General features: G+C 61.1%; 12 protein-coding genes. 9 read left to right on the top strand and 3 right to left on the bottom strand.

Annotation, left to right across the window (positions count from 1 at the left end):
* Position 1: 1 nt before the first annotated feature.
* The 6 genes from ORK51_RS10500 to ORK51_RS10480 all read left to right on the top strand — a co-directional run bounded on the left by ORK51_RS10500 (position 2) and on the right by ORK51_RS10480 (position 6,568).
* Positions 2–2,272 carry a hypothetical protein gene (locus ORK51_RS10500; protein WP_266084867.1) on the top strand — a complete coding sequence of 757 codons (2,271 nt, stop codon included), beginning with the start codon at positions 2–4 and terminating at the stop codon, positions 2,270–2,272.
* 107 nt (positions 2,273–2,379) lie between these two features.
* Complete coding sequence (locus ORK51_RS10495; RefSeq protein ID WP_266084866.1) at positions 2,380–3,129, top strand: hypothetical protein; 750 nt, start codon at positions 2,380–2,382, stop codon at positions 3,127–3,129.
* Positions 3,130–3,396: 267 nt separating this feature from the next.
* On the top strand, positions 3,397–3,903 hold the full coding sequence (locus ORK51_RS17925; protein WP_429000656.1) for an LA2681 family HEPN domain-containing protein: 507 nt from the start codon (positions 3,397–3,399) through the stop codon (positions 3,901–3,903).
* Positions 3,904–3,959: 56 nt separating this feature from the next.
* Positions 3,960–4,766 carry a hypothetical protein gene (locus ORK51_RS10490; RefSeq protein ID WP_266084865.1) on the top strand — a complete coding sequence of 269 codons (807 nt, stop codon included), beginning with the start codon at positions 3,960–3,962 and terminating at the stop codon, positions 4,764–4,766.
* Positions 4,763–5,587, top strand: coding sequence for a hypothetical protein (locus ORK51_RS10485; RefSeq protein WP_266084864.1), 825 nt, complete (start codon positions 4,763–4,765; stop codon positions 5,585–5,587). The genes ORK51_RS10490 and ORK51_RS10485 overlap by 4 nt, the downstream gene beginning before the upstream one ends.
* 693 nt (positions 5,588–6,280) lie before the next feature.
* Positions 6,281–6,568 carry a hypothetical protein gene (locus ORK51_RS10480; protein WP_070426888.1) on the top strand — a complete coding sequence of 96 codons (288 nt, stop codon included), beginning with the start codon at positions 6,281–6,283 and terminating at the stop codon, positions 6,566–6,568.
* A 634-nt stretch (positions 6,569–7,202) separates the two neighbouring features.
* Here the strand turns inward: ORK51_RS10480 and ORK51_RS10475 are convergent.
* Positions 7,203–7,598, bottom strand: coding sequence for a barstar family protein (locus ORK51_RS10475; RefSeq protein ID WP_266084863.1), 396 nt, complete (start codon positions 7,596–7,598; stop codon positions 7,203–7,205).
* Between the two features lie 390 nt (positions 7,599–7,988).
* Here ORK51_RS10475 and ORK51_RS10470 point away from each other — a divergent pair, with 390 nt between their 5' ends.
* Complete coding sequence (locus ORK51_RS10470) at positions 7,989–8,351, top strand: glycine zipper 2TM domain-containing protein (RefSeq protein WP_019184476.1); 363 nt, start codon at positions 7,989–7,991, stop codon at positions 8,349–8,351.
* Between the two features lie 150 nt (positions 8,352–8,501).
* On the opposite strand, the gene fabR is transcribed toward ORK51_RS10470, so the two are convergent.
* Positions 8,502–9,164 (bottom strand): HTH-type transcriptional repressor FabR, encoded by a 663-nt coding sequence (gene fabR, locus ORK51_RS10465; protein WP_026069985.1) that lies wholly within the window; start codon positions 9,162–9,164, stop codon positions 8,502–8,504.
* Positions 9,165–9,257: 93 nt separating this feature from the next.
* Between fabR and ORK51_RS10460 the strand changes: the two genes are divergently transcribed.
* Entirely contained in the window at positions 9,258–10,331 is a 1,074-nt protein-coding gene (locus tag ORK51_RS10460) for a ferredoxin reductase (RefSeq protein WP_266084862.1), read from the top strand.
* 2 nt (positions 10,332–10,333) lie between these two features.
* Entirely contained in the window at positions 10,334–11,467 is a 1,134-nt protein-coding gene (locus tag ORK51_RS10455) for a fatty acid desaturase family protein (protein WP_266084861.1), read from the top strand.
* 6 nt (positions 11,468–11,473) lie between these two features.
* Here ORK51_RS10455 and ORK51_RS10450 read toward each other — a convergent pair whose 3' ends face one another.
* On the bottom strand, positions 11,474–13,648 hold the full coding sequence (locus ORK51_RS10450) for a TonB-dependent receptor plug domain-containing protein (protein WP_266084860.1): 2,175 nt from the start codon (positions 13,646–13,648) through the stop codon (positions 11,474–11,476).
* Between the last annotated feature and the right edge of the window lie 49 nt (positions 13,649–13,697).

The following is a 13,697-nucleotide window of genomic DNA, read 5'->3' as shown; positions in this document are numbered from 1 at the left end:
TATGAACGAGGGTGTGGAGAGTAAGTATTTTTCTAACGGAGTAGATCGCGCTCTAATTGCTTATGCATTCTTGGCTTACACCAAGTCCGATCCTGCTGACTTGACTAGTGGTCTGGCCCCGATGTTCGCGCCTATTGCTAGGGCACTGCAAGGTGAGAGCTTCTCAGCAGACGTGTTCGCCGACAAGCTGAATGAGTTTTATGGAATTAAAATCCACCCTTGGGCCGTCGATGACCTCACGCCGCGACTAGAAGCATGCGGAATTTTGAAAAGAGTTCCTCTTTCTGAGTCCACAGTGACCTATGTGTACGCAACACCCTCCGAGACAAGGCCTGGAGATCACGTAACTGAGGCGCAAGTGCGGTCGCTGCTAAGCGATTTCTCAACATTCGCTTGTGATCAGTTCAACAGCCACGGTGTCGAAATCACTGACGCAGAGGCAGAAAAAGTTTTCCTGGAATACTTGGTTCTCACTGATTTCTCTTTGATCCGGAGCAAGCCGTCAGTTCCGGCCAAAAATTCGGATATTCTCTCGCTCCGGAAAGATGACGACAGTCAGGATGATTTTAATGTTGCTAAGCGCAGTCAACTCCTGACTGTTTGTGCTTCATACATTCTCAATATGTTTGAGTACAAAAGGGAGACGTACGATCTTATCGTTAGGCTTGCTCACGGCGCACTCCTCGCCGAAGTTGTTCTTAATGTTAAAGAGCCTGGCTCGAAAGCAGACTTGCGACGCCTGACTGTAGTCCTTGATGCGCCTTTGGTGATGTCTATTCTTGATGTCAGAAACAAGGAAAGTACTAGTTACGCAAGAGCATTTCTTGATGATCTTAAGGCCAAACAGGCGTCCATTAAAATTTTTTCTCATTCGATACAAGAAATCGAATACAACATAAAGAGTGTAGTGGATCACGTTGCTCGCGGCCAAGGGCACGGCGCAACGGCATCGCGCCTTTGTAGTGATCACTCTTTCAGGGTCTATGTAGACTCGCTTCGCTCCGATGTCCGTGGTGCAGTCGAGAGATTCGGCATCAAGGTTATTGAGTCGCCGGATACACCGCAGTCCTACCAGATATTTTCACGGGAGGCTGAGGACGCATTTGCATCGGATCTTGGGCCCTACAACAACTATCAGGCGAAAATTAGAGATGCAAAATCCGTAGCGGGTGTTATTCGCCTGCGTCGTGGGAATGTGTCGCCTTTCAAGAGTTTTGACTCTGCTGCGTACATATTTGTAACGGAGAATGATCGTATCGCAGACCGTTCGTCTAAGCTTGTGTTGGATAAAAAAAGGAAAGTCTCATCAGCGGTTCCGGCAGCTTTTACCGACAGATTTTTTGCTGGCCTTATGTGGGTTACTTTTGGTGGTGTCTCGGAAGAGGTCACTAGACACCGTCTCCTTGCAAGTTGCGTTTCTGCGCTTGAACCCAACACTGATGTGGTTACAAAAGTTCACCAGTTCTTAGCCGGATTGGATGTCCACAAGGCCGATCATTTTAGGGCGCTCATGACAGAGGAGCGGTCTGGTCAACATGTCATGCAGCTCACACTCGGCGATCCATTGATGGTGCGCAGTACTGAGGATGCGTCAGAGCTGATGCGTAAGCTCGAGGAACGATACATTGAGCGGGGTAGACTGGCAGGAGAGGAGCAGCTTTCCGCAGCGCACCAGTACTTTGATTCTGAAATGGCCCATTTGAGCGCCAACCATGAAGAGCTAGTTCGATCCATTCAAAGCGAGGCGCATGATAGAGATGAAGCCTCGCATAGAGAGATAAAGGCGCTTAAGGAGGCGTCGGCTTCCGATTCGATAAAGATTGAACTACTTGAGGGTGCGTTGGGTGATTTTCGCAAGGAGCTGGACAGCACGAAGCTGCGCGATTTAAAGAGAGATCTTAACCTTCTATCCGGATTTGCCTCTTCCGCACAGAGGACTTATAGGCTTTCGGAAAGAGTTGCGTATGCGGTGGTTGCATTGCTGCTGGTCGTCGTTGCGGTTGTTCCCGCTGCATACTCAGGTCGTCTGAGCGATGGGGGGCTAGCTGTTCTCACTACAACTTCCGTCTTGCTCGGGATTTTGGGCTTCTGGCGGCTGCCTGATCTGATTTTCGGTGGAGTTGCCAAACATCTCCGGGAAAAGAAATTCAAGAGCAACGTGGCGCTTCATTCATTGGATTGGCTGAATTCCGAATGTACTATCGATTGGGAGCGAAACACAATTACGTATTCTGGTTGCGTTGAGGGCATCCAGAGTCAGACGTTTCTGTAAGGTTGCCGTAGTCTCGCTCTTTAGTTTCTTTATGATGAAATTTTGGAACTATCCATCCCTTTCCATCACTGACTGCTAGGTTAAACATGTCTGATATGGATACGCAGGTGTCCCTGTTCTTGTTGCGGTCACGTGCGCGGACCGCCGACATCCAGCGACGTTCTTCAATGAACCAAACCTTGGATATCGAGGCGCAGACTCGCCACCGAGTTGCCGCTGAGGGTTGGGAGCGCTGCCTGTTGCGAGAGGGTCCGCGCCACGCTGAGGAGGTCATTCAATTGTGGTGTGTTTTGCAGGCCAAACGGGCCGCATTTGAGAAGCTGTCAGGTGATCAGTCGGTTTTTGATCAGACCTTGCAATCCATGCGGGCGGGCGAAAAGTTGAACGCCGAAATTGACAAGTGGATTGTCGGCTCTGCTTTTCACGACACTCTGCGCTCCACACAGTTCAAGACCGCCAGTGGTCGGTATCCGCCTCTGTTGCTCCAACAGAGTCCGCAGTTGAAGCAGGGCAAGGAACGTGTGGTTGCCATCTTGCGCAATGAGTTGAAGCGTGAGGGTTCAAGTGAACGTGACTACATGCATCTGAACTACCAGCTGGAGGGCCAGGCCACGCGCAATCGCGAAACGCTTGTGGACTACGCAAAGGGACTGTGGTTCGATCACTCTGTCTACACGCGCGCGATCAAGACCATTGCAGCAGGGGATATGGATCTTCTCTTGACGTTCGACCAGGGTGTCTTCGCGGCGTATGAGCAGGCTGTGCACCGGCCCTCACTGGACGACATCATGGTCAAGGCATTTGCGGCGTTGTGCGCACAGACGCCGTATGGCGCGCAGGTGTTCGATAAAGAGTAGGCGGTTGTCTAGGGGCCATGTAGGAGAGCGGCCAAGCGGGCGGAGGTGAAGCCGTTCAGGCCAAGCCGTTAGTAATGCTGCTAACGATGGCTGTACCATACCGGGCCACAGCCAAGGCACGAGCATGGCCACCAGCACTCACACCAAAGCCCACCCGCAGCCCGCTGAGGCCTGCGCCCCGGTCCTGCCTGTCAATGTGACGTGTGGCTTCCCGAGCCCCGCTGAGGACTTCTACGGCGATGGAGACGGGCTGGATCTCAACCGCCACTGCATCTCCAATCCGGTCGCTACGTTCTTCGCCCACGCGGACACCGGCACGTCGATGGTGGGCTTTGGCATCCATCCTGGGGGACTGAACCCAAGAAGGGCACAGAGACAACCATTCGCCCGGAGTTTGAAGGCAGTAAAAATATATGGCTGCACGCGCTGTACAGCCTGTCCGAAGACATCTTCAACGAGGACATTAGACAATACGCATCTCCGGACGCTCAAGAACTGCACGTCGTACGTAATGCTTTGGAGCATCGGTTCTTCAAGATTGTTTGGACCCGCTCCGAGTGCGACGAAGCATCGATGCATCATGATCGACTGTCGGAACAGATGACGTTTGACGAGTTCCAAGCAAAAGCCTTGCGTGTCTTGACCATGGCACGTTCTGCAATCGTGTACCTAAGCCTTGCAATGCATCGAGCTGAAGTACAGCGTGTCGAAAAAGATAGTGCCCGATCCATGTCGTTTGGAGTGGATCACATACCCGATGATCTGAAAGGGTAGAGCACCCATCTTTATCCGTAATCCAAGATATCTAAGACCAACACAGGGGAAAACGAGTGAAAAGGATCTTCGCTGTAGCTGCATTGATGGGGTGTGGAAGTCTGTCGGCCGCGCCCTTGCCGCTCTCAACGGCGTGCACACTGGAAGAGGGGACTACGCTCCCACCGACCTTTGCTGGGCACGACATGGTGGCGGTGTACAACGCATTGCAGTCGATACCTGGGAAGGACGAATTTGAGAGTGAGGCAGATCACGCCGCACGCTCCAAGGGCGCGGTTGCTGCACTTCCTGCGGCCATCGCTACAGGCGAACTGTGCGCTGGAAGCATGGTGATTAGGGGGCTGGACAACACGTGGAAGTACAACGCTGAGAAGAAGCAGTACGAAGGGGATGTGCTGTACCTAAAGATGCATCGTGTGGGTGGCTACTACGCTCCCCTTTATGGAAAGGAGACGAAGAGGCGTGAGAGTTCTTACGTAGGCACCAATGCCTACGGTGTGAGTGCGCGCATCCCCAAAACTGAGCGGCAAACCTACCAAGTGGCGCTACCACAAAAAGCACTCATCACTGCTGTCTCCCATACACAGGGCTTGGAAACGGACTATGAAACCGTCGATGCCATTCTTCCGATGGAACCCGCAGACGCTCGCTCTTACAAGGGCCGTCTGACGCAGGTGTTCCAGTACGAAGTTGTCCCGCCACTCATCACGCAGGACACCGAACGCGAATACCCGACTATTGATCGTCCAACCCACTACGAGGACGAGCAGCACTTCATTGAAGGACGCTTGCTCAAGATTGCGGTGGTGGACGTCCAAACCGGCAAGGTGCTCAAGGTGTACGAATTGGGAGACGGACAGTGACGTTCAAGCTCGTTGACGTTGAAGAGCTGATTGCACAGGCCAAAGCGTCGGGCGTAAGCAAGATCAGCGTGGACGTGCCGTTGCTTGCGTCGTACAGCAACGATGCGTGCGTGACACAGACACAGTGGATGTCAGGCCCACACTGCACTAAGAACTCCGCTTGGCTGCATGTGGACGGGGAGGGTGTGCCGTTCTACGCGGGGTACGGGCGCGGTGCTTTTGCGTGGCAGAAGAACGGAGGTATCGCCTGGGAGTGGTTCGTCCGCGAACGACTGGGCGGTGAGTACCGCGTGGTGGTCCTGGCCGTTGGCATGTCTGAGGCTCATGCTCAAAGCATCTTTGAACAGATGCTAGAGATGTACAACACGCGATTGCTCAATCAGGCCAGCTTCCATCGTGGTATGGACTACGCAGCACTCAAAATTGAAAACGAGAAGAAGGCAGCAATCCGCCCTTACTACCGTATCGTCCTGAGCAAGAAGCCAGCTGCAGAGATCTTCCAGGCGGCATTAACGGCTCAACAGATGCAGTACGACCTCAACCCCTACCGAACCGAAACGGGCCGCTTTGGTGAAGTGTTGAAGGCCATGGGCGCGTACCGGCCAATCAATACGTCCTTCATCACTTACATTGTTGAGTGGCACATGGGACAGGATGATCTTGCGGCCGCACGTGACGCGTTGGATGAGTTCAAGAGGCGTGCGCCACGCCACAACGACCACGACAGGGTGACGAGGCTGGACAAACTTGTAGCGCGCGGGCGCTTCTTCCGTCGTCCACAGTGGTTGGGTCCGTTGAACGAACAGGACACATCACAATGAACTGCTTGCCCTTTGACGCACCCGCACGCTGAGACAGGCTGAGACGCTACGAGAAACAGCCTGTGTCCATGCTGTGTCCATGCGGGGTGCGTCCACCATAAGGCATAAAAAAACCCTTGCAGAGCAAGGGTTTATGAATCGATACTGTTCCTACGCCAATGGTGCTTCATCAGCGGGGTGTGTTCGGGCGAGGCCTTGGTGCTGCTGTTCTTTTGTTTTGAATCAGTGGCTTGCAATGGAGTGCGTCTCGGTCGGTGAACGCGGGTTGCCGTCGAAGGCGGCAAATAACGGGATTTTTTGTTGCGATGGTGCTGCGACGGCTCGTCAGGAGCCAAACATCGTGTTGCGACGCCAATCGGGACGCGGACGATGATGCCAAAAAATGGTGCGACGGGCCGCGCCACACGGCGCGAGGTCACCAAGTTTAGTCTGACCCGCCAGCAGGTGATGGAGCTTTCGGTACGTCGTATCCCTGTCCATGGGGCGCAGCCAAGCGCGCCAGGGTCGTCGAACGTGCGGTGGACAAGGGAGGCAAGGATTATGGCGTGCTGATCGGGAGCCAAGCGCCGCGTGAGGGCGGGCTGGTGGGCAGTGTTCAAGGGAGAAGGGGCCCGCGCCCAATCATTTCTCCCATCCGTGTCAATACGCTATCGTCTGAGCGCCGCCACGACGTCGGCTCGCCAAGGAATGCTCATGCGCTGGACTTCGTTTGCTTTTGCCTCCCTGCTCGCCGTGGCCGGCTCCGCTTCTGCCGCGCAAGGAGAGGTTTGCCTGGCCACTGAACAAGTCACACCGGCCGGGGTCATGACCCCCTTCAGTGACAGCACCGTCTTCCAATGCAAGTCGGTTGGCCAAGTGACCGTTCCGCAGCTGTATGCGAAAGGGTGGAAGGTTGTGTCGGTGTTCCCGCAGAGCACCATGGATCCAGCCAAGCCCGGAATGGTCACCGTACTCTGGACCATGGTCGTCGAAAAAGACTGATCTGCCGGTGCCGGCAGCTTGGCGTGTGCCGGGGGCGCGGTAAGGCATTTCGGTCCCAGTATCCGGACCCCTGACCCTCACGTTGGACTGGGAGACCGTTGGCAACCTTTTGCGCCGCGCGCCTGATAGGCCGGGGCGCCTGTCAGCCGACAACCGGATGCGGGATCGAATGAAAGGGCGTCGACGTCAGCGTCGACGCCCTTCAGCACCGTTACTTGCCGCGGGGAGGTGCGTTGCTACGGCTTCCGCCTGAAGGCTTTCCCGTTGTGCTGGGCCAGCCGCCGGCGTTCCCCGGACCGCGCCCACCAGAACCAGGGGCGCTTACCTTGCTTCCACCGCCCCCGGACTTCGCGCCACCGCCACTCGTGTTTCCTTTACTCATTGCAGATACTCCTTCACCTGCCGAAAGGATTCTGGCTTTCCAGCGCTATCGGCTTCGCATTGGAGAGCTCGACGGCTCATCAATGAGAACACAGCCCGACCATCCACTACGGGGCTGCAAACCCAAGGTGAGTGCTTTTCCGCGTTTGAATGATCGTAGCTACGAGCAACTTGACTGACAAGCCGGCTCCAGAAGGTGGCGAGCAGGGCCACAAACATCCGTCGGCTCGATGGGCGCGTAACGCGCAGCCGGTCAGTCCGTGCGCAGCTGCAAGGCGGGATGGGCGGCGAATACCTCCATGATGATGTCGAAATAGGTCTGGCCGACGCCGCGTTCCAGAGCGTCCAGCTGGGTGGCGATTCCTGCGGCATTGAACATGCCGGGGCGCGCCTGTTTTTCCTGCAGCCAGGCACGGGTGGCCGCCACCCCGAGCGCGGCGCGGCTGTGGGCGATGTGCGTCCAGTGCACGGTGGCGGATGCGTGCCCGGCCAGTGCGCCATAGCTGCCGTAGAGCAGGTCATCCAACGCATCCAGGCTGGGGCCGAGCTCCCAGTCCTCGTTGGCCATGAACACGCGGTTGATCTCGGCGTAGAAGCTGGGGATGTCGTGGATGGCGCTTCCGTCCAGCACCAAGGTCGGGCCGGTCATGCCCGGGTCCGCGCGTCCAAGTGCTGTGCGCACCGGGCGGTGATTGTCGACGGCAGGGTGGGTTCATGCATTGGCAGCAGTCCTCGTGACGCGTTTGGTGGGTGACCGTCCGGGACGCGACATCGTCGGTCACCTTGGCGGGTTCCAGTGATCGATTGTGTGCGCAACAGGGTGCGGCACGGCGCTTTGCCATCCAATGAATGCCCGGGTATCCACTTCGGCGTCCCGTTCGATGCGTCAGACGACCGGCACACGGCGGCAAGCTCCGTCAGGTGGATGGCTGCGGCCTGAACGTCCCGACGTGCCTTGACGCAGTGTCGACGCGAATTCACCCTCGCTTGCCGCGGGCAGGCAGACACTCGGCCCATGTTCCATAAACAGGGATCGACCATGAAGACGAGCATCCGCGTGTTGTGCCTGGGCAGTTTGCTGGCGGTGTCGGCAGTGGCTGGCGCACAGACCTACGGCCCCAAGGACGAAGGACGCCGCTTCAACGACGGCAGCAAGGTCGTCTGTCACAACGTCGAGGTCCAGCGTAATTCCAAGGATCCCAATCGCATCACCGGTACGGCGACCGGCGCGGTGGTCGGTGGTCTGCTTGGCAACCAGGTGGGCGGCGGCAACGGCAAGAAGCTGGCCACCGTTGCCGGTGCCGTGGCAGGCGGCGCGGCCGGGCGCCAGATCCAGGGCAACCAGCAGTCCAAGAACGGTGACCGCGTGGTCGAGCGTCGCTGTGAGCGTCAGTACCGTTGATCGATTGCTGTCGCCGCAGCCTTGGCTGTCGCGCCCGCGGTGATGAAATCAGATGGCGGCCTCCGGGCCGCCATTTTCATGGGCCGTGATGCGGCGCAGCGCTGAATGCCTTGGTTCGCACGCAGCCGAGCTGGCCGTTCAAGGGCGTGATCACCGCAGCGGCGGACTGCCTGCCAATGTGCGCGCGCCGGTGATGATCATACGCAGCATCTGGGTCAATTGCTCGATCAGTTCCGGATCTTTCTCCGGTGGCAGGTCAACCGCCGTCGCGCCCATCGCAAACACCAGCCGGGTGATCGCCTTGGAGGCCAGCGCCGGTTCGTGCAGGCGCGCGCCGTCGGCGGCGGCCAGGCGGATCAGATCCACCCGCAACTCGTCTTCGAAGTAGTTCAGTTCGCGGTCGACCGCGTGCTTGAACGCATCCGAACCCGCGGTGCCCTCGCGCAGCAGCACGTGAAGCAGCCGGTCATCGGCGCGCAGCTGTTCCATGAAGGTCTCCACCGAGAGGCGGATCACGCTGCGGTCGGAGGAGGCTGCCCGCTGGCGGGCCTCGCCGATGATCGTGCGCAGCGAGCGCCCGGCCAGGTCGATCAGGGCCACGGTCAACTCGTCCATGTCGCGGAACTGGCGGTAGAACGAGTTCGGGGCGATCCCGGCTTCACGCGCGACCTCGCGCAGGCTCAGCGTGGAGACGCTGCGGTGCGGCCCGATCAGGGCCAACGCGGCGGCCAGCAGATCCTCGCGCGAGATCGAGGCTTTGCGCGCGGGATGGGCGTCGTCGGAGGCGGGCAGGGGCAGGTCTGGGGAGGTCATCAGGGGCAGCGCGGTCAAGTCCCTGAATCATAGCCGGTCCCGGCAATATACAACTGTATACACAGTCGTATGCTCGGCCGTATAGTGCACAGCATGAGCACCGTCCCGCGCATTGCCGCCCGCCGTCACGCCGCCAGCCCCCGCCGCTGGGTCTCCGAGGAGCTGTTCGACTTCTGGGGCACCCGCCTGCATCCGCTGTGGACCTTGCGCCGCCCGTTGGCCCGGCTGGTGTCGCGCACGGCAGAGAGCGCGGATGCGGTGACCCTGGTGCTCACGCCCAACCGCCATTTCCGCGGCCTGCTGCCGGGCCAGCACGTGACCCTCGGCGTGGAGGTCGACGGGCGCCGCCTGTCGCGCAGCTACAGCCCGACCGTGTTGGCCGATGGGCGGCTGGCGATTACCGTCAAGGCGATTGCCGGCGGCGCGGTCAGCCAGCATCTGGCCGGTGCCGCGGCGATCGGTGAGGTGTTCGAACTCGGCCAGGCGTTTGGTGAGATGACCTTGCCGACGCCTTCCAGCGAACGCCTGCTGCTGTTGGCCGCTGGCAGCGGCATCACCCCGATGCGCGCGCTGCTGCGCCAGCTTGATGGTGCCGGCATGCCCGGCCAGGTGGACCTGGTGTACTGGGCACGCCGCCGCGAGGAACTGTGTTTTGCCGATGAGCTGGCCGCCCTCGCGGCACGCCATCCCTCGTTCACGCTGCACATTGCGTTGACCCGCGATCCGGCGTCGCCCGCTTCGCGTGTCGATGCGTTCGCGTTCGAGGCACTGGGCGATCTGAGCAGCGCCCGTGCGCTGGTATGCGGCCCCGGCGGCTTCGTCGATGCAGCGCAGGCGCGCCTGCAGGGCCAGGTCGCCTCGCTGCAGTCCGAAGCGTTTACCCCGCCGGTCCTGCCCGAGGCCGAGAGCGGCACGGTGCAGGTCGAGCTGCGCCGCAGCGGGCGCACGCTCTCCTTGCCGCGCGGCACCTCGCTGCTGCAGGCGCTGGAAGCCGAAGGGCTGCGCCCGGCCAGTGGCTGCCGGATGGGCATCTGCAATACCTGCGTCTGCGGCAAGGTGTCCGGCGTCACCCGCCACACCCTCACCGGTGAACACGCGGCCGAACCGGCCACGCAAGTGAAGCTGTGCGTGAACAGCGCCAGCACCGACCTGATCCTGGAGCTGTGACCATGTCTTCCGTGCACAACCGCGCGCTGTCCCCGGCCGAACTGCAGGCCTTCGGCGATGAACTCGATGCACTGCGGGCGCGCCATCTGGCCACGCTGGGGGCGCGCGATGCGCGCTATATCCGCCGCGTCGTGGCGGCGGTGCGCTGGACCGGCGTGGCTGGCCGCGCGCTGCTGTTCCTGGGGGCGTTCGTACACAGCGTGCTGATTCCGGCATGGATCGCCGGCGTGGTGATGCTGGCGCTGTCCAAGATCCTGGAAAACATGGAGCTGGCGCACAACGTCATCCATGGCCAGTACGACTGGATGGGCGATCCGCAGCTGCAGGGCAGCACCTATGAGTGGGACATCGTCGGCACCGCCGACAACTGGCGCAAGACCCACAACTTCCGCCACCACACCTATACCAACGTGCGCGGGCTGGACGACGATATCGGCTACGGCCTGCTGCGGATCTTCCCCGAGCAGCGCTGGCGCCCGTTCTACCTGATGCAGCCGGTGGTGGCGGTGGTGTTCGCGCTGCTGTTCGAATGGGGCATCGCGATACAGGACCTGCGCCTGGGTCGCGTGTTCGCCGGCAAGATGACGCTGCGTCAGCTGGGCGCGCAGTTCCGTCCAGTCGGCCGCAAGATGGGCAAGCAGATGTTCAAGGACTACCTGCTGTTCCCGGCGCTGGCCGGCCCCTTCTTCCTGCCGGTGCTGCTGGGCAACGTGGTGGCCAACCTGATCCGCAACGTGTGGACCTACGTGATCATCTTCTGCGGCCACTTCACCGCCGACGCGGAGACCTTCCCGAAGGAATGCGTGCGCGATGAAAGCCGCGGCCACTGGTACCTGCGCCAGCTGCGCGGCTCATCCAACCTGACCGGCGGCAAGCTGATGAATGTCATGTCGGGCAACCTCAGCCACCAGATCGAGCACCACTTCTACCCGGACATCCCGGCCAACCGCTATGCCGCGATCGCCGTGGACGTGAAGGACATCTGCGCGCGCTACGGCCAGCACTACAACACCGGTTCGCTGCCGCGGCAGTTCGGCCAGGTGATGTGGCGGATCGTGCGCCATGCCTTCCCGAGCAAGCCCGGCCGCGCACGGTCACTGCCGGCGGTGGGTGAGGCCAGCCGACAGCCCGGCTGAGCCGGGCTAGAGCGGCAGTTCCAGCTGCAGGCGCAGCAGTGGCGATGCCCTGCGCTGGCGCCGCAGCTGCTCGGTACCGTCTTCGCTGACCCGCTCCTGCCCGGTGTGCAGCGCCCGGTGCAGCGCGTTGTTGAGGCTCAGCCGCAGCTTGCTGCCTGCGCGCAGCGACCACAGCGAGTACAGGTCCATCTCGCGCCCATACGCACTGATCTCGAACTGGCCGGGGCTGACCTGCACCGTGCCGCCGGTGCGGTAGGTGTAACTGCCGCCGACCGTCCAGCCGGTGCGGATCTCGTAATCCGCGCCCAGGGTGCCGCTGAAGCGCACCTGCTCATCAAGACGGTTGTCCGGACCGGGCACATCATCCACGCGCGAATCGTTGGCGGTCGCATTGAAACGCACCGCCACGGCCGGCGCGCCTGCGATCAACTGCGGCAGACGGAATGCCGTATCCATCTCCAGCCCCCAGGTCATCGCAGTGCCGCCGTTGACCGGCGTGGTCACCCAGCGCCCGTCCTGCAGATGTGTTTCGGTGCGGATCACCTCACTGATCCGGCGCGCATAACCGCCGATGCTGAGCTGCGCGCCGTCCTTGCCGTAGGTTTCGTAGGACAGGTCCACGCCGGTCGCCAGTTCGGGCCGCAGCGCCGGGTTGCCGCGTTCGTCGGGGTTGAGCGGGCGGTTGTTGGTCGAGGTGTATGGGCGCGGGATCAGCGAGGCCAGCGTAGGCGAGCGATAGGTGCGGGTCAGCGCGACGCGCAGCTGGTCGCCCCGGGTGCCGGGCATTTTCCAGAGTGACTGCAACACCGGTGAGAGCACCTGGTCACGGCGCTGGATGCCGCTGAAGCTGCTGCCGTCACTGCGGGTATCGATCTGTTCCCAGCGTGCGCCGGCATAGAGGGACCAGCGCTCGCTCAGTGAGATGTCATCCTGCACGTACAGCGCCAGGCGACGGATGCGCGCGTCGAAAGCCAGATCGCTGATCGCCACCACGTCGCCCTCGTGGACAGGCAACAGCTGCTGCACGCGTGCTTCATCGCGGCGATCCTCGCTGCCCTCCCAGCCGAGCTGCAGTGCATGCCGCCCGCGGGCGGGCAGCGTGTACTTGCCACTGCTGTTCAGATCGCCCACGGTCAACCGCGCGTCGGTGTGGTCCTCCAGGTTCTGTCGCCCATCCGCTGCCTGGCCCTGTTCCCGATAGGTGTAGCGCTCGCGGTTGCCGCCCAGGCGCAGTTTGGTGGTGAACGTGCCGCCCCGTTCGAACGCCCGCGTCCACGTCATGCTGCCATTGGCCTGCGCCACGTCGATGCGCGTGCGTTGTTGATAGCGGGTGGTCTGCAGTGGGGCGCCGAGCGTGGTGGCCCAGTCGATGTAGGTGATGCGGTTGAACCGGCTCGCATCGGCGAAGCCCTGCAGCGCGAAGGTATCCCCGTTCTCCAGCGTCGCTTCAAGGCTGGGGGCCAGTGAAAGCACATCGCGGTTTCCGCTGGCGCGCAGGGAGGTGTCACGCAGGGTGGTCGGTATTCCCTGCCGATTCCATGCACGCTCGGTACCGGTTTCCTCGACCAGGAACTCGCGGCGCGATGCGGTCGCCGTGATCGCGCTGCTGCGGTGGTCGGCGCGCCGGTTGCGCTGCCAGCTGACCGAGGGCGTGTTCCGGCCATTGCTGTTGCCCCAGGCCACCGACAGCTGCCCGCTGTCCTTTCGCGCGCCTGCGGCCAGCACGATGTTGATCGAGCCGGCGATCGCTTCGGCGCGCTGGTCGGCGGTGGGTGCGCGGATGATCTCCACGCGCTCGACCATCTCCGGCGTGAGCGAGTCGAGGTCGAACCCGGCGGGCGCTTTCTGGCCGTTGAGCAGGATCTGGGTATAGCCCGCACCCAACCCCCGCAGTGACAGCGTGCCGCTGCGGCCGGGCGCACCCGTGCCGACGGTAATGCCGGGCAGGCGTTTGAGCGCATCCACCAGGCCGATGTCGCCGTACTGGCGCAGCGCTTCAGCGCCGACCACGATCCGGGTGGCGGTGTCCTCGCGGCGTGCGTCGTACACGGTGCCCTGCACCTGCACGGTCTCCAGCTCGGTGGGTGGCGGCGCCTGCGGTGCGGGCAGTGACTGTGCAGCGCTGGAGAACGCGGCACACAGCGGGGTCAGGGCAAGTACGGTGCGGAACGTCGGTGACATGGGGCGGTCCGTGCAGGAGGGCAGGGGCATTTCGCGGGGCAACACGCGC

This window comes from Stenotrophomonas sp. RIT-551, assembly GCF_026241915.1.
GTDB classification, from domain to species: domain Bacteria; phylum Pseudomonadota; class Gammaproteobacteria; order Xanthomonadales; family Xanthomonadaceae; genus Stenotrophomonas; species Stenotrophomonas bentonitica_A.
This window is presented reverse-complemented; position numbering and strand designations above follow the sequence as displayed.